This is a genomic window from Arthrobacter sp. CP30, assembly GCF_053470025.1.
In genome coordinates this window covers 113,328-128,658 of sequence record NZ_JBQEMM010000003.1, presented here as the reverse complement: position 1 = coordinate 128,658, position 15,331 = coordinate 113,328, and the positions used below count along the sequence as shown (strand labels likewise).

Sequence of the window (15,331 nt, the reverse complement as noted above, 5' to 3'; positions counted from 1 at the left end):
GCATGTCGGGGCACTCCAAGTGGGCAACCACCAAGCACAAGAAGGCGGCGATCGACGCCAAGCGCGCGAAGTCCTTCGCGAAGCTGATCAAGAACATCGAGGTCGCAGCGCGCGCGGGCGGTGCCGACGTCGCCGGTAACCCCGGCCTCGAACTCGCCGTCTCGAAGGCCAAGAAGACCTCCGTGCCCATCGACAACATCAACCGCGCGGTGAAGCGCGGCGCGGGCCTGCTCGGCGAGGCCGTCGACTACCAGACCATCATGTACGAGGCCCGTGGGCCCCAGGGCTCGGCGCTCCTCATCGAGTGCCTCACGGACAACAAGAACCGTGCTGCCTCGGAAGTGCGGCTCGGTATCTCCCGCAACGGCGGGACGATCGCCGACCCCGGATCCGTGGCCTACCTCTTCGCCCGGAAGGGCGTCGTCACGCTGCCGAAGAACGGACTCACCGAGGACGAGCTCCTCATGTCCGTGCTCGACGCCGGCGCCGACGAGGTCAAGGAATCGGCCGACACCTTCGAGATCGTGTCGGAGCCGCAGGATCTCCGTGCGGTCGTCGAGGCCCTCGACGCGAGCAGCATCGAGTACGAGACCGACGAGGTCGAGTTCGTCCCGTCCATGCAGGTGGACCTGGACTCCGACGGTGCGCGCAAGTTCCTGAAGCTCGTGGACGCCCTCGAGGAGCTCGACGACGTCCAGAACGTGTATTCGAACGCCAACCTCTCCGACGAGGTCCTGGCCGAGCTCGAGGACGACTGACATCGTCCTGCTTGTCGGCGTCGTCCTGCTGACCGGATCCGCCCGGTGACCTACCGTGTCATGGGCGTGGACCCCGGCCTGACGAGGTGCGGCCTGGCCGTCGTCGACATCGAACCGAACCGGCGCTCGACGCTCGTGGCCGTCGGCGTCGTCGGGACGGAGGCGGGCCGCAGCCTGGACGAACGGCTGCTCGTCATCTCCGAGGCGGTCGACACCTGGCTGGACCTGCACAAGCCGGAGGTCCTCGCCGTCGAGCGCGTGTTCAGCCAGTTGAACGTGAGCACCGTCATGGGGACGGCCCAGGCGTCGGGCGTGGTCATCGTCGCGGCCGCACGCCGCGGGATCCCCGTCGCCCTGCACACGCCCACCGAGGTCAAGGCCGCCGTCACGGGGAACGGGCAGGCGGACAAGGTGGCCGTCACCAAGATGGTCACGAAGATCCTCCGCCTCGACACCCCTCCGCGGCCGGCGGATGCCGCCGACGCGCTGGCCCTCGCCATCACCCACGCGTGGCGCAGGGGAGTGGGGCAGCAGGGCGCCGCGGTGTCCGGCGGCTCGCTCACTCCGGCGCAGCGCCTGTGGGCCGAAGCGGAAGCCAGGGCCCGACGCCGGTAGGCCCGCTCCGCGGTGTGGCGGCTCGATCGCACGGCGTGACGCCGGTACCGTAGTGCATTAGAACGTATGTTCGACACCGGGCGCGCCCGGTCCATCCATCCGCACGTGCCTCTGGAGCTCCTCATGATCAGTTCCCTCCGCGGGACAGTGACCCACGTGGGCCTGCACTCCGCCGTCATCGACGTCAACGGCTTCGGCATGCAGGTCCAGGCCACCCCGCAGACCCTCTCGGGATTGCGGACGGGCGAGGAGGCCAGCGTCGCGACCGCGATGATCGTGCGCGAGGACTCGATGACGCTCTTCGGGTTCGAGGACGCCGACCAGCGCGAGGTCTTCGAGACGCTCCTCGCCGTCAGCGGCGTCGGTCCGCGTCTGGCCCTGGCCGTGCTCGCCGTCCACACCCCGGACGCCGTGCGCATCGCGGCGTCGTCGGGCGACGACAAGGCCTTCAGCAAGGTACCCGGGATCGGTCCCAAGGGCGCGCGGCGCATCGTGCTGGAACTCGCGGGCAAGCTCGTGCCGCTGGAGGCGAAGCCCGGCGTGTCACCGCAGTCCTGGCAGGGCCAGGTGCTCACGGCCATGATGGGCCTCGGCTGGTCCGAGAAGGACGCCGGAGCGGCGATCGACGCCGCCGTCGCCGAGGCGCCCGAGGTCGCCGCGTCCGGCGACGTGGGGCAGATCCTCAAGCTCACCCTCCGCAGGCTCGGCCAGGACGGCGCGCGCAGCTCCGCCCGGTCGACCACCCGGGGTCCGCGCACTCCTGCGGGCGCTGCCGGCCGGGCCCAGGCCGATGCCGGGGTGGGCGCATGACCGATCACCACCCCGAGGACGTGCCGCTGGTCGCGCCCTCGGCCGACCCGGAGGACCGCGCCGTCGAGGCAGCGCTCCGGCCGAAGAACCTCGACGACTTCGTCGGGCAGAAGCGCGTCAGGCGGCAGCTCTCGCTGGTGCTCGAAGCCTCCCGGCTGAGGGGGCGCAGCGCCGACCACGTCCTGCTGTCCGGCCCTCCCGGGCTCGGGAAGACGACCCTCGCCATGATCATCGCCGCGGAGATGAACGCGCCGCTGCGCATCACGTCCGGGCCCGCCATCCAGCACGCCGGCGACCTCGCGGCGATCCTCTCGTCGTTGACGGAGGGGGAGGTGCTCTTCCTCGACGAGATCCACCGCATGTCCCGGCCCGCCGAGGAGATGCTGTACATGGCCATGGAGGACTTCCGGGTCGACATCATCGTCGGCAAGGGACCCGGCGCCACCGCCATCCCTTTGGAGCTGCCGCCGTTCACGCTCGTCGGAGCCACGACGCGAGCCGGCCTCCTTCCCGGCCCGCTCCGGGACCGGTTCGGCTTCACGGGGCACCTCGAGTTCTACTCCACCGAGGAACTCGAGCTCGTGCTCCGCCGCTCCGCGATGCTGATGGACATGAAGGTCAGTTCGGCGTCCTTCGCGGAGATCGCCGGCCGCTCCCGGGGGACCCCGCGCATCGCCAACCGCCTGCTACGGCGTGTCCGGGACTGGGCGCTCGTCCACGGCGTCGACCTGATCGACGCACGGTCCGCCAGTGCGGCGCTGGACATGTACGAGGTGGATGCGCGCGGGCTCGACCGGCTCGACCGCTCTGTGCTCACGGCCCTCATCACCAAGTTCAACGGAGGGCCGGTGGGACTGTCCACCCTGGCCATCGCCGTCGGTGAGGAACCGGAGACCGTGGAGACCGTGGCCGAGCCCTACCTGGTGCGTGAGGGCATGCTGGGACGCACCCCGCGGGGGCGGATCGCGACCGCCGAGGCCTGGAAGCACCTCGGCCTCGTGATGCCCGCCACCGTGGCCGCAGCCATGCCCGAGGACCTCTTCTCCGTCGCGCCGGAGGACCTGATGGGCAGCGAATCCGCGATCGACAGCTGGGCCCGACCGGACCCGTGACGCGGAAGCGGTCAGGATTCCCCTTTACACTGGTGTCTTCGTCTGTGTGCCGGGGCACATCCCTGCCGCACACACCCAGACCCACGAACGGATTCGCCCAGTGCTTGCACACGTAGTTGCCCAGACCGCATCCGAAGATGCTCCTCCCTTCGACATCTTCTCGCTGCTGCTGCCCCTGGCGCTGGCGTTCCTGATCTTCACCATGTTCCGGCGGCAGCGTAAGTCGCAGCAGCAGGTCAAGGAGATGCGGACGCAGATGGAGCCGGGCACCGAGGTCATGACGCAGTTCGGTCTCTTCGGCACCATCGTCTCCATCGACCAGGAGAACAACAAGGCCGTCCTTGAACTGTCGCCCGGCACCTTCGCGACCGTCCATACGCAGGCCCTCTCGAAGGTCGTGCAGCAGGAGTCCGTCGCGGCGGAGGACACGCCCGGTACGGACGATGACGCCGCACGGCGTGATCTCGACGCCTACGACGGCGCGGTCGTCCCGGACGATGCCTCCTCGCTCGACGGTGTCGACCGGCCCGCCACCGGCGGGGCGACCGCCACCTCGCCCTCCACGGTGTCGGGTGCCGAGACCCCGGACCCCCTTCGCGAGCAGGGCGGCGAGCTGCCCGAGAGGGATCAGTCGCTGCGGGACAACCGCGACGCGCGCGACGCCCGCGACCCCAAAGCGAACCCCGACCACTAGCATTCCTCAGGGGCCGGTACTCAGCCGTGCCTGTCGTGACACCGGCGCCACGCGTGGCGCCACAGCATAAGGACACCTCACCATGCCTCGTACCGGTCCCGGGACGGCAGCCAAGCGGACACTTGTCTGGCTGGGCGTACTGACCGCACTGCTCGCGATCCTCCTCGGCTCGGGCTCCATCTGGAGCACGGCCAGCTGGAGCCCGCGCCTGGCCCTCGACCTCGAGGGCGGTACCCAGATGATTCTCGCCCCCCGGGTCCAGGGCGGCAGCGAGATCACGCCCGAGCAGCTCGACCAGGCCGTCGAGATCATCCGGCAGCGTGTCGACGGCTCGGGCGTCGCCGAAGCCGAGATCAACACCCAGTCCGGCCAGAATGTGATCGTGTCCCTCCCGGGCACCCCTGACCCGGAGACGCGGGACCTGATCCAGGCATCCGCACAGATGGAGTTCCGGCCGGTCCTCGCCGGCGGCCCCGGTCAGGCGCCCGCCGCCGAGACGCCGACGCCCGACGACCAGCTGCCCCAGCCCGCGGCCGAGCCGCAGGACGCCAGCGATCCGAACTGGATCACCCCGGAGCTGTACAAGGAGTTCGAGGCGCTCGACTGCCTCGATCCGGCCGCTCTCGAGCCCGCGGAGGAACCGGCGCCCGCCGACGAGCCCATGGTCGCCTGCGAGCCCGACACCCAGGGCAAGTACATCCTCGGCCCGGTCGAGGTACCGGGCACGGACATCTCGACCGCGAGTTACGGGCTGCAGCGGGGTGCCCAGGGCCAGGCGCTCAACACCTGGGCTGTCAACATCGACTTCAACGACGAGGGCACGCAGATCTTCCGCGAGGTCACCGAGCGCCTCTTCGCCCTGGGCGACGGGGACCCACGGAACCAGTTCGCCATCGTGCTCGACGGCCGGATCGTCTCCGCGCCCACCACCAACGCCGTGATCCCCGACGGCAATCCCCAGATCAGCGGCAACTTCACCGAGGAGTCCGCCGCGGCGCTGGCCGAGCAGCTCAAGTACGGTGCGCTGCCGATCAGCTTCGAGATCCAGAGCGAGCAGCAGATCTCCGCGACCCTCGGTGCGGACCAGTTGCGCCTGGGCCTGATCGCCGGGCTGATCGGCCTGCTGCTCGTCGCCGTGTACTCGATGTTCCAGTACCGCCTCCTCGGGCTGGTCACCATCGCGTCGCTCGTCGTCGCTGGCGTCCTGACCTACCTGGCCATCTGCATCCTCGGCTGGACGGAGAACTACCGTCTCTCACTCGCCGGTGTCGCAGGCCTGATCGTGGCCATCGGTCAGACCGCGGACTCGTTCATCGTGTACTTCGAACGCATCCGCGACGAGCTGCGTGACGGGCGCGGGCTCGTCTCCGCCGTCGAGAACGGGTGGCGCCGGGCCAAGCGCACCGTCCTCGCCTCGAAGGCCGTCAACCTCCTCGCCGCGCTGGTGCTCTACTTCGTCGCCGTGGGCAACGTCCGTGGCTTCGCCTTCACCCTCGGTCTGACCGCCATCGCCGACCTGATCGTCGTCTTCCTGTTCACGCACCCCGTGCTGCGGCTCCTCGCGAGGACGAAGTTCTTCGGTGAGGGCCACCCGTGGTCCGGCCTCGATCCCCGCCGCCTCGGGGGCATTCCCCTCTACCGGGGAGCAGGCAGGCTCCGCGAGCCCGGCGCCACCGTTCCCGCGCCGGCCGCCACGACCCGCGCCAGGAACAAGGGCGCCTCCGGTGAGGCGGAACGCCGCCTGACCATCGCCGAGCGCCGCCGCGCGGAGCAGCAGGAGGCACTCGCCGGACGTACGGGGTCCACCGTCGTCGACCGCACCGGTTCTTCCCAGAAAGAGACCCACGAATGAGCCGCACCAGCTTCGCCACCTTCGGCAACGAGCTCTACTCGGGCAAGCGCTCATATCCTTTCGTCGCCAAGCGGAACCTCTGGTTCCTGATCGCGGGGATCGCCCTCCTCGTCTCGATCGTCATCCCCGTGGTCAAGGGTGGCTTCAACCTCGGTATCGACTTCCGCGGCGGTTCGGAGTTCACCGTGTCGGCGACGGAGAACACGGAGGTGGCCGTCGGTGAGCAGGCCGTGACCGATGTCGTTCCCGACGCCGTGCCTCGCGTGACGAACATCGCCGCGGACACCATGCGCATCCAGACCGAGCGGCTCTCCGACGACGAGACCCTCAGCGTCCGCGACAACCTGGTCGCCGGCTACGGTGTCGGGGAGGACCAGGTCACGTCGAGCTTCGTCGGCCCGACCTGGGGTGAGGACGTCAGCCGCCAGGCGCTGATCGGGTTCGGGGTGTTCGTGGTCCTGGCCGCGATCCTGATGGGCATCTACTTCCGCACGTGGAAGATGTCCCTCGCCGCCATGGCGGCCCTCGTGGTCGTCATGGTCGTCACGGCCGGCCTGTACTCGCTCAGTGACTTCGAGGTCACACCCTCGGCGATCATCGGCTTCCTGACCATCCTGAGCTACGCCCTCTACGACACGGTGGTGGTGTTCGACAAGATCCGGGAGAACACCGCGGACGTGACCATCTCCACGAAACGGACCTTCGCCGAGCAGGTCAACCTCGCCGTCAACCAGACCCTGGTGCGCTCCATCAACACGTCGGTCGTGGCCATCCTCCCTGTCGCCTCGATCCTGTTCATCGGTGCGTTCGTCCTGGGGGCGGGCACCCTCCAGGACCTCTCCCTGGCACTGTTCATCGGCATCATCCTCGGCACGCTCGGTACCATCTTCATCGCAGCCCCCCTGTACGCGGCGCTGCGGCTCAACGAGCCCGAACTGAGGAAGCAGGAGAAGAAGGTCCTGAACCGCCGCTCCATGGAGGCCGCTGCCGCCTGACCGCAGCGCCGCAACGCTGATCCGCCGAGCGCATCGACGACCCCGGCGACGACTCCGACGCGCTGCTCCGGCCGCAGCATCCTTCCGGGGATGCTGCGGCCGGTGCGGTGAAAAGCCCGGCTAGACTTGGATGTGCGACCCGACCTGTGGCATCTTGAGTCCTTCCAGGGTCCGATACCGAGATGGAGGGGCTGTGCATGGCTGAAGCGGTGAATCCCGCAGTGCGGGCCGGTGACGCCCAGGACGTCGTCGCGGCCGAGGGTACCGGGCCTGTCACCACCGAGGTCCCGCAGCCTGCAGGCCGGGGGCTCGTGCAGCCCGCGTCGCCGTCGTCCGCGCCTTCCGCGAGCAGCGCCGGCGAAGTCGCCCCCGGCCGCCGCGGCCGCACCCGTGCCAGGATCGCGCGACTCACCGGGAGGGGTTCCTCCGGGTACTCGCCCGTCCTCGAGCCGCTCCTGCGCACGGTACGCGCCAACAACCCCAAGGAGGACCTGGACCTCATCCAGCGCGCCTACCTGGTTGCCGAGCGCAGCCACGAGGGCCAGACGCGGAAGAGCGGCGACCCCTACATCACGCACCCTGTGGCCGTCGCGACCATCCTCGCGGAGCTCGGCATGACCGGCACCACGCTGGCGGCAGCGCTGCTGCACGACACCGTCGAGGACACCTCCTACACTCTTGACGAGCTGAAGCGTGATTTCGGCGCGGAGGTCGCCATGCTGGTCGACGGCGTGACGAAGCTGGACAAGGTCTCCTTCGGGGATGCCGCCCAGGCCGAGACGGTCCGCAAGATGGTCGTCGCCATGGCCAAGGACATCCGGGTGCTGGTCATCAAGCTCGCCGACCGGCTGCACAACGCCCGGACCTGGCGCTTCGTCTCCCCGGCATCCTCGGCGAAGAAGGCGCGGGAGACCCTGGAGATCTTCGCCCCCCTCGCCCACCGCCTCGGCATGAACACCATCAAGTGGGAGCTGGAGGATCTCTCCTTCGCCGCGCTGCATCCGAAGGTGTACGAGGAGATCGTCCGGATGGTGGGGGACAGGACCCCCGAGCGGGAGAAGCACTTGAGCCTCGTGCGGAACCAGGTCGAGGAGGATCTCCGCGCGGTGAAGATCAAGGCCACCATCACCGGGCGGCCCAAGCACTACTACTCGATCTACCAGAAGATGATCGTGCGCGGCAAGGACTTCGACGACATCCATGACCTGATGGGCGTGCGCGTGCTGGTGGACAGCGTGCGCGACTGCTACGCGACCCTCGGCTCGCTGCATTCCCGCTGGAACCCCCTGCCCGGGCGGTTCAAGGACTACATCGCGATGCCGAAGTTCAACATGTACCAGTCGCTGCACACCACGGTGATCGGCCCCGGCGGGAAGCCGGTGGAGATCCAGATCCGGACGCACGACATGCACCGCCGCGCCGAGTACGGCGTCGCGGCGCACTGGAAGTACAAGAGCGGCGGGCGGCAGCTCGAGACCCCGGAGAACGGCGACATGGGGTGGCTCCGCAGCCTCGTCGACTGGCAGCAGGAGACGTCCGACCCGAACGAGTTCCTCGATTCGCTGCGCTTCGAGATCAATGCGCGCGAGGTGTTCGTGTTCACCCCGAAGGGTGAGGTCATGGCGCTGCCGGCCGGGTCCACGCCCGTGGACTACGCGTACGCGGTCCATACCGAGGTGGGACACCGGACCATCGGCGCCCGGGTCAACGGGAAGCTGGTGCCGCTCAACAGCGAGCTGAACCACGGCGACTGGGTGGAGATCTTCACCTCGAAGGCCGAGGGGGCCGGCCCCAGCCAGGACTGGCAGGGCTTCGTCAAGAGTCCCCGCGCCCGGAACAAGATCCGCCAGTGGTTCACCAAGGAACGCCGCGAGGAGGCGATCGACAAGGGTAAGGAGCTGCTGACGCGCGCCATGCGCAAGCAGAACCTGCCGCTGCAGCGCATGATGACGCACAGCGCCCTCATGTCGGTCGCGGAGGAGCTGAAACACCAGGACATCGCCGCGCTGTATGCGGCGGTGGGCGATGGCCACACGTCCGCGCAGAACGTGATCGAGCACCTCGTCGCGCTGATGGGCGGTCATGAGAGCGCGGAGGAGAAGATCGCGGAGACCGCGGTTGCCACGCAGCCCCGGAGGCCGAAGTTCTCCGACTCCGGTGTGACGGTCCGCGGTGTCGGTGATGTCTGGGTCAAGCTGGCCCGGTGCTGCACGCCCGTCCCGCCGGACCCCATCATCGGGTTCGTCACGCGCGGCTCCGGCGTCTCGGTGCACCGGAACGACTGCCGGAACGTGGCGGAGCTGAGGGACCAGCCGGACCGGATCGTGCCGGTCGACTGGGCGCCCACGCAGTCCAGCGTGTTCCTCGTGGAGATCCAGGTCGAGGCGCTGGACCGCAAGAGCCTGCTCTCGGACGTCACGAGCGTGCTCGCCGAGAACCACGTGAACATCCTGGCGGCGAACGTGAACACGTCCTCGGACCGGGTCGCCATGTCGCGGTTCGCCTTCGAGATGGGTGATCCCAAGTACCTGAACCACATCCTGAGTGCCGTGCGCCGCATCGACGGCGTCTTCGACGTGTACCGGACGACGGGGTCGCAGCGCCGCTGATCGAAGCACTGCCGGCCGCAGCACCGGTACCCGGATTCGTCCGGTCCTGAAACTGCAGGTGTCCGGCGGGACGACGTGGGCGGGCTGCCCGGCGCCGTCGCATGTCCCGCGCTCAGTCACGATGTGGACCCCGGGCCTGACGCAGCCGCTCCAGTGCCCGGGTCTTCCCCGGCACGCGTGCGGTCCTGGCCAGGGCCACCTCCACCAGCCGGAGCGGGCAGTCCAGGGTGGCCGAGGATCCGATGGCGCGCAGGATCTCCACCGCATCCCGCTCCTCTCCGTGCACGGCGATGTCCAGCGCCGTCCTGAGCGGTGTTGTCACGGATACGCCACCCACGAGGTTGACGTCGAACGGCCCGAGCGCCACCTGGTGCATGACGGCGGGCGAGAAGGGCGGGAGGGCGGTCGTGCGGCGCCGATGGTCCGTCACGAGGCTGATCACGCTCGGAGGAGCCGCGCAGCCGTAGATCCACGCCGCGCAGGATCGACCGAGCGCCACACGGGGGCGCACAGAGTGCGGGACGCTGTGTGCCGCCGCCCGGGACCTGGTGGCAGGATCCTCCCGGAAGTCGCTGCGGAGGTAGGAGTCCCCGATCACGAGGCGGACGAGGCCGTCGAGCCGCATGGCCTGCAGCTCGGCCGAGGTGAAGATCTCGCCTGCGTGGAACAGGGCGCCGCCGGTCGACGTCACCGGGACGGCGCCTGCCCCCAGATGGCGTTCCGGGGGTGCTGCGACGTCGGCACTGTCGAGGGGAGGCATTGGTCCAGCATCGCGAGGACGGCCTCGACGCAAAAGCCCTCCGGCGCCGATGTGGACAACGGTGCCGGAGGGCTGGTGGCTCGGCGGCCGGCGGACCGGCCCCCGGCTAGGAGAAGTCCTGGGCGGACTTCTGCAGCATCTCCAGCCACTGTTCGCGAGCGGCGAGGGCTTCGCGCGCGCCGGCGATCTTCTTCGCGTTGCCCGCACGCTCGGCCGAGGCGAGGTCCTCGCGGAGCTGCGCGATCGTCCCCTCGAGCTGGCTGAGCGCACTGTTGGTGCGCGCCTTCGTCTCGGGATTCGTCTTCGTCCAGTGCTCGTCATCCGCAGACTTCACGGCGTCCTCGACCTGGCGGAGACCGGCATCGATCCGGCCCATGTCCGCGCGGGGCACCTTGCCGGCCTCGTCCCAGCGGTCACGGATGGACTGCAGTGCCTTCTTGGCGGCGGCGAGGTCGCGGATCGGCAGGATCTGCTGGGCTTCCTTCAGCAGGGCCTCCTTCGCCACGAGGTTCCCTGCGTACTCCTCGTCGACTGCCTCGTTGACGGCCTTGCGGGCCTCGAAGAAGCGGTCCTGCGCTGCCCGGAAGCGGGCCCACAGGGCGTCGTCGTCCTTGCGGCTTGCGCGCTTCGACGCCTTCCACTCGTCCATCAGGCGCCGGTACTCGGCGGCGGTCTGGCCCCAGTCGGTGGAGGTGGACAGCTGCTCCGCGCGCTTGATGAGCGCTTCCTTGGCCTGCTTGGCCTCGGCGTTGTCGTTGTCCAGCTGGGAGAAGTATGCGCGGCGGTGGCGGTCGAACACGGTGCGGGCCGAGCGGAACCGCTTCCACAGGGCGTCCTCCGTACCGCGGCCCAGGCGCGGACCGTTCTTCTGGGCAGCCTTCCACAGCTCGAACAGCTCGTTCATGCGCGTGCTGCTGGCCTTCCACTGCACGGTGGAAGGATCGCGCCCCGAGAGCTCCTCGGCCTCCGCGACGATGGCTTCGCGGGCAGCGAGTTCCTTCGCCTTGAGCTCGTCCTGCACGGCGCGTTCGGCCTTCTCGAGACCGCCGATCTCCGCGAGGAGTGCGTCGATCCGCGCCTCCAGGGCGAGCACGTCGCCGACCATCTTGCGTTCCCCGACCTGCGCGCGCAGATGTTTGGCGGTCTTGGTCATGTCCGACGACGGCGCCTTGGCCTGGACACGCTGCTCGAGCAGGGCGACCTGGCTGACGACGTCGTCGTACTTCCGGACGAAGTAGCCGAGCGCCTCGTCACGCGTCGCATCGGGGTACTGGCCCACCGCGTGCTCTTCGCCGTCGACGAGGAGGAAGACATGGCCGTCCTCCTCGACACGTGCGAACTTCGCGGCCTCCTCGAGGGAGGTGCTGTGCGCGGGTGGAGCGACGACGGGCTGGGCGGTCTTCTTCAGCGGCCGCGGCGTCATGGCGGTGGGCAGCGGCGGCTTGGGAGCCGCGAGGCGGGGGGAGGGGGTGCTGAGGGGAGCGGGTTCTGCGGCGAGGGGCGGAGCGGGCTCGGTCGTCCCGGTCGCTTCGGTCGTCGTCGCGACGTCGTCCGCTGTCGCCTCGGCTTCCGAGGTCCCGGCGTCGTCCGCTGCTGCGGCGTCGGCCGGAGCCGCGACCTCGTCGACCGTGGTGGCAGCCGTGTCGGCCTCGGTGGCCTCGGTGGCCACCGGGTCCGCCGTGCCGGCGGACGCCTCATCCGCCGTCGCGTCATGATCCGCGGCGGATCCGTCCTCGACCACCTCGTCCGCGGGAGCAGCGGGGGCGTCCGCAGGAGCCGCCGGGGCTTCGTCGGCCGGAGTCGCCGGGGCGTCCTCCTCGGGAGCCGCTGCCTCGTCGGCCTGAGCGGGGGCGTCCTTCACAGGAGCCGCTGCCTCGTCGGCCTGAGCCGGGGCGTCCTCCGCGGGAGCCGCTGCCTCGTCGGCCTGAGCCGCCGGGGCGTCCTCCGTGCCGGAGGTCGAGGGGCGGTCGCCCATGGCACCGTCGGCCTCCGCAGCGTCCTGCTGCGTCCCGAGGCCGATGGTCGTTTCGTCGGATTGCTGACTCTCTGTCACCGCTAGAAGTCTTTCGCTCGTCGGATGGCCCTGATCAACGCCGGAGCCATGTCATGCAGGATCACACCATGCAGGGTTCAGGAGTCTATCGGTCCGGTCCCGGCCGGCGAGGGAGGCGTCCACCGGACACCCCTGCTCGACACCGGCAGTACCGCGATTCCTGCCCCTGAGGCTACTTTACCCACTGCCCTCCGTTCCGCGTCCCGGCGCGGATCACGCCGGTGCGTCCACCCGAGCGGCGCCCGGCCCCTGTCACCGCCTGCCGTCCCTTTTCCGGCTGCCCTGCCTGACGCCTAGGATTGAGGCCGCAGAACCGGACCGCCGGCAGCACGGCCGCGGTGACCGGACCCCGTGCAGGAGGAGATCAACACCATGGCCCGCAAGGCATCACTGTCCGGCTTTCCCGAGTGGCTCCCGGAAGAGCGCCTGATCGAGCTGCACGTCCTCGAGGTCCTGCAGCGCACGTTCGAGCTGCACGGGTTCTCGAGCATCGAGACGCGCGCCGTCGAGACCGTGGAGCACCTCCTGCGCAAGGGCGAGATCGACAAGGAGGTCTACGCCGTCTCGCGGCTTCAGGCCGAGGAGGCCTCGGCGTCGGAGAGCGGACTGGCGCTGCACTACGACCTCACGGTCCCGTTCGCCCGCTACGTCGTCGAGAACGCGGGGCACCTCGCCTTCCCGTTCCGCCGGTTCCAGATCCAGAAGTGCTGGCGGGGTGAGCGCCCGCAGGAGGGCAGGGCCCGCGAGTTCACGCAGGCGGACATCGACGTGGTGGGTGACGGCGTCCTGCCGTTCCGGTACGACGTCGAGCTCGCCCTCGCCGTCGTCGAGGCCTTGGGGGCCCTCCCGATCCCCGACGTCACGCTCCGCGTCAACAACCGCAAGCTGGCGGAGGGGTTCTACCGGGGGATCGGTCTCGAGGACACGGCCGCGGTGCTGCGCAGCATCGACAAGCTGGAGAAGATCGGCCCGGAGAAGGTCGGCGCCCTGCTGCGGGACGAGACAGGTGCCGACGACAGGCAGGTGGAGCTCGCCCTCGAGCTGGCGGGCATCCGCACGCCGGACACGTCCTTCGTGGACCAGGTGCGTGCCCTCGGGGTGACGAACGACCTGCTGGAGGAGGGCCTCGACGAGCTCCGCCAGGTGGTCGGCGAGGCGGCACGTCGCGCCCCGGGCCGGGTCGTCGCGGACCTCAGTATCGCCCGCGGTCTCGACTACTACACGGGGACCGTCTACGAGACGGTCCTCGACGGGCACGAGGGCCTCGGCTCCATCTGCTCGGGCGGCCGCTACGACTCCCTCGCCCGGAAGGGCAACCGCACCTTCCCCGGTGTCGGCCTGTCGATCGGGGTGACGCGCATCGTCTCGCGGATGCTCAGCCAGGGCTTCGCGACCGCCTCCCGCGCCGTGCCCACGGCCGTCCTCGTGGCACTCGCCGACGATGACGCGTGGTCGCAGGCGCAGGACGTCGCCGCGGCCCTGCGCCTGCGCGGGATCTCCGCGGAGGTCGCTGCGGGTGCCGAGAAGTTCGGCAAGCAGATCAGGTTCGCCGATCGACGGGGTATCCCGTTCGTCTGGTTCACGGCTGCGAACGGCACGCACGAGGTGAAGGACATCCGGTCCGGCGATCAGGTGGTGGCCGATCCCGCCACGTGGATGCCCCCGTCGGCTGACCTGCGCCCGGTGATCACCCGCGCCTGACCCCGCTCACGCCGTCGCGCGCCCGCCGGGCGAGCACGATCGCCCGGCCGACGAGTCCGACGGCGAGCACCACCAGCATGGTGACCACCGACGTCGCCGGGAGCGTGAAGGCGAGGACGAGGCAGGCGAGCGCGCCGGCCACGTTCAGCCAGCGCGGCGCGTACCACTGCCGGTCCGTCAGGGTGAAGGCCGCGATGTTCGCGATCGCGTAGTACAGCAGGACGCCGAAGCTCGAGAAGCCCACCACCGTCAGCACGTCCGTGGCCAGCAGGAGCACCGCGACCACCACGGCCGTGGCGATGTCGGCGACCCAGGGGACGCCGAAGCGCCGCGAGACGCGCCCCAGCAGCTGTGGCAGGTCGCCTCCGCGGGCCATGGCGAGGCTCGTCCGCCCGACGCCGGCGATGAGCGCGAGCAGCGCGCCCAGGCTCGCGAGGGCCGCGGCGAGGGTCACGACGGCGCCGCCCCGGCCCATCGAGCCTTCGCCGGGCACCGCGGCGTCGAACACGTCGCGCAGGGGTGCGGAGGCTTCCGCCAGGGCGGCCGGGCCGAGCACCCTGAGCAGGGACACCCCCAGCACGAGGTAGAGGACCAGCGTGAAACCGAGGGCGCCGAGGACGGCCAGCGGGATGGTCCTGCGTGGGTTTCGGACCTCCTCGCCCATCGTCGCGATGCGGGCGTACCCGGCGAAGGCGAAGAACAGCAGGGCCGCCGCCTGCAGGACCCCGCCGGCCCCCACGGGCACGGTGTCGGAGGCGCCCTCCGCCGGGGGCGTGCTGAGGGCGACCACAATCACGAAGGCGATCACCGGGACCACGAGCGAGACGATCACGCGGGTCGCGAGGGCCGTGCGCGTCACGCCGAGGAGATTGACGGCCGTGAGTGCGGCGACGGCGGCGACGGCCGCTGCCTTCTCGAAGCCCGGGGCGGCGTAGAGGCCGAACGTCAGGGCCATCGCCGCGCAGGAGGCCAGCTTTCCCGTCACGAAGCTCCAGCCCGCGAGGAAGCCGGTCCAGTGACCGAGCTGTTCGCGGCCGTAGACGTACGCGCCGCCGCTGGACGGGTAGCGGACGGCCAGGGAGGCCGTGGCGGAGGCGTTGCAGTAGGCGACGAGGCCGGCGATGAGGATCGCCAGGGGCAGGAACCGCCCCGCGGCGGCTGCCGCAGGCGCGAAGACCACGAAGGCGCCGGCACCGATCATCGCGCCCACGCCCACGGTGGTCGCGTCGAAGGCGCCCATCACGCGGCGCAGGGCTGGTTGCTGGGACATGGTCCTCCTCGGACGGGGTGGCCGCCGGGCGGCTGATCGCGCCGGTCGGGCAGGACGGCCGGGCGCCGTCCTCCTCCTCCGGCCGGGCAGTGTCCGGGCGCC

Annotated in this window: 12 protein-coding genes; 9 read left to right on the top strand and 3 right to left on the bottom strand. The window is 70.1% G+C overall.

Annotation, left to right across the window (positions count from 1 at the left end; translation table 11 throughout):
* The first annotated feature begins 2 nt into the window (after nt 1-2).
* From ACTIMO_RS05835 to ACTIMO_RS05800, 8 genes are all read left to right on the top strand, one after another.
* A complete protein-coding gene (locus ACTIMO_RS05835; protein WP_152814686.1) occupies nt 3-758 on the top strand; it encodes a YebC/PmpR family DNA-binding transcriptional regulator in 756 nt (251 codons plus the stop codon).
* A gap of 45 nt (nt 759-803) precedes the next feature.
* Nucleotides 804-1,373 carry a crossover junction endodeoxyribonuclease RuvC gene (gene ruvC / locus ACTIMO_RS05830; protein ID WP_422391772.1) on the top strand — a complete coding sequence of 190 codons (570 nt, stop codon included), beginning with the start codon at nt 804-806 and terminating at the stop codon, nt 1,371-1,373.
* Nucleotides 1,374-1,496: 123 nt separating this feature from the next.
* The gene (ruvA, locus tag ACTIMO_RS05825; RefSeq protein WP_422391773.1) at nt 1,497-2,183 is read left to right on the top strand and encodes a Holliday junction branch migration protein RuvA; all 687 of its coding nucleotides are present in this window, start codon (nt 1,497-1,499) and stop codon (nt 2,181-2,183) included.
* The gene (gene ruvB / locus ACTIMO_RS05820) at nt 2,180-3,295 is read left to right on the top strand and encodes a Holliday junction branch migration DNA helicase RuvB (RefSeq protein ID WP_422391774.1); all 1,116 of its coding nucleotides are present in this window, start codon (nt 2,180-2,182) and stop codon (nt 3,293-3,295) included. The genes ruvA and ruvB overlap by 4 nt, the downstream gene beginning before the upstream one ends.
* Before the next feature lie 100 nt (nt 3,296-3,395).
* The gene (gene yajC / locus ACTIMO_RS05815; RefSeq protein ID WP_422391775.1) at nt 3,396-3,989 is read left to right on the top strand and encodes a preprotein translocase subunit YajC; all 594 of its coding nucleotides are present in this window, start codon (nt 3,396-3,398) and stop codon (nt 3,987-3,989) included.
* An 82-nt stretch (nt 3,990-4,071) separates the two neighbouring features.
* The gene (gene secD / locus ACTIMO_RS05810) at nt 4,072-5,841 is read left to right on the top strand and encodes a protein translocase subunit SecD (RefSeq protein ID WP_055771791.1); all 1,770 of its coding nucleotides are present in this window, start codon (nt 4,072-4,074) and stop codon (nt 5,839-5,841) included.
* Complete coding sequence (gene secF, locus ACTIMO_RS05805; RefSeq protein WP_055771789.1) at nt 5,838-6,836, top strand: protein translocase subunit SecF; 999 nt, start codon at nt 5,838-5,840, stop codon at nt 6,834-6,836. Before secD ends, secF begins: the two co-directional genes overlap by 4 nt.
* A gap of 197 nt (nt 6,837-7,033) precedes the next feature.
* Nucleotides 7,034-9,445, top strand: a complete 2,412-nt coding sequence (locus ACTIMO_RS05800) for a RelA/SpoT family protein (RefSeq protein WP_422391776.1) — start codon at nt 7,034-7,036, stop codon at nt 9,443-9,445.
* A 112-nt stretch (nt 9,446-9,557) separates the two neighbouring features.
* Here the strand turns inward: ACTIMO_RS05800 and ACTIMO_RS05795 are convergent, their stop codons facing one another.
* Both ACTIMO_RS05795 and ACTIMO_RS05790 read right to left on the bottom strand, forming a co-directional pair.
* Nucleotides 9,558-10,205, bottom strand: coding sequence for a hypothetical protein (locus ACTIMO_RS05795; RefSeq protein WP_055771785.1), 648 nt, complete (start codon nt 10,203-10,205; stop codon nt 9,558-9,560).
* Nucleotides 10,206-10,311: 106 nt separating this feature from the next.
* Entirely contained in the window at nt 10,312-12,258 is a 1,947-nt protein-coding gene (locus tag ACTIMO_RS05790) for a DUF349 domain-containing protein (RefSeq protein ID WP_448181767.1), read from the bottom strand.
* Nucleotides 12,259-12,630: 372 nt separating this feature from the next.
* Between ACTIMO_RS05790 and hisS the strand changes: the two genes are divergently transcribed.
* On the top strand, nt 12,631-13,959 hold the full coding sequence (hisS, locus tag ACTIMO_RS05785) for a histidine--tRNA ligase (protein WP_422391779.1): 1,329 nt from the start codon (nt 12,631-12,633) through the stop codon (nt 13,957-13,959).
* Here the strand turns inward: hisS and ACTIMO_RS05780 are convergent.
* Nucleotides 13,946-15,229, bottom strand: coding sequence for an APC family permease (locus ACTIMO_RS05780; protein ID WP_422391780.1), 1,284 nt, complete (start codon nt 15,227-15,229; stop codon nt 13,946-13,948). The two genes, hisS and ACTIMO_RS05780, sit on opposite strands and share 14 nt — an antisense overlap.
* Nucleotides 15,230-15,331: the final 102 nt, after the last annotated feature.

Excerpts from the sequence above, each read along its gene's own strand:
- secF (WP_055771789.1), top strand. The coding sequence starts at position 5,838 with ATGAGCCGCACCAGCTTCGCCACCTTCGGCAACGAGCTCTACTCGGGC.
- hisS (WP_422391779.1), top strand. The coding sequence starts at position 12,631 with ATGGCCCGCAAGGCATCACTGTCCGGCTTTCCCGAGTGGCTCCCGGAA.
- ruvA (WP_422391773.1), top strand. The coding sequence starts at position 1,497 with ATGATCAGTTCCCTCCGCGGGACAGTGACCCACGTGGGCCTGCACTCC.
- secD (WP_055771791.1), top strand. The coding sequence starts at position 4,072 with ATGCCTCGTACCGGTCCCGGGACGGCAGCCAAGCGGACACTTGTCTGG.
- ACTIMO_RS05780 (WP_422391780.1), bottom strand. The coding sequence starts at position 15,229 with ATGTCCCAGCAACCAGCCCTGCGCCGCGTGATGGGCGCCTTCGACGCG.
- ACTIMO_RS05795 (WP_055771785.1), bottom strand. The coding sequence starts at position 10,205 with ATGCCTCCCCTCGACAGTGCCGACGTCGCAGCACCCCCGGAACGCCAT.
- ACTIMO_RS05800 (WP_422391776.1), top strand. The coding sequence starts at position 7,034 with ATGGCTGAAGCGGTGAATCCCGCAGTGCGGGCCGGTGACGCCCAGGAC.
- ruvB (WP_422391774.1), top strand. The coding sequence starts at position 2,180 with ATGACCGATCACCACCCCGAGGACGTGCCGCTGGTCGCGCCCTCGGCC.
- ACTIMO_RS05835 (WP_152814686.1), top strand. The coding sequence starts at position 3 with ATGTCGGGGCACTCCAAGTGGGCAACCACCAAGCACAAGAAGGCGGCG.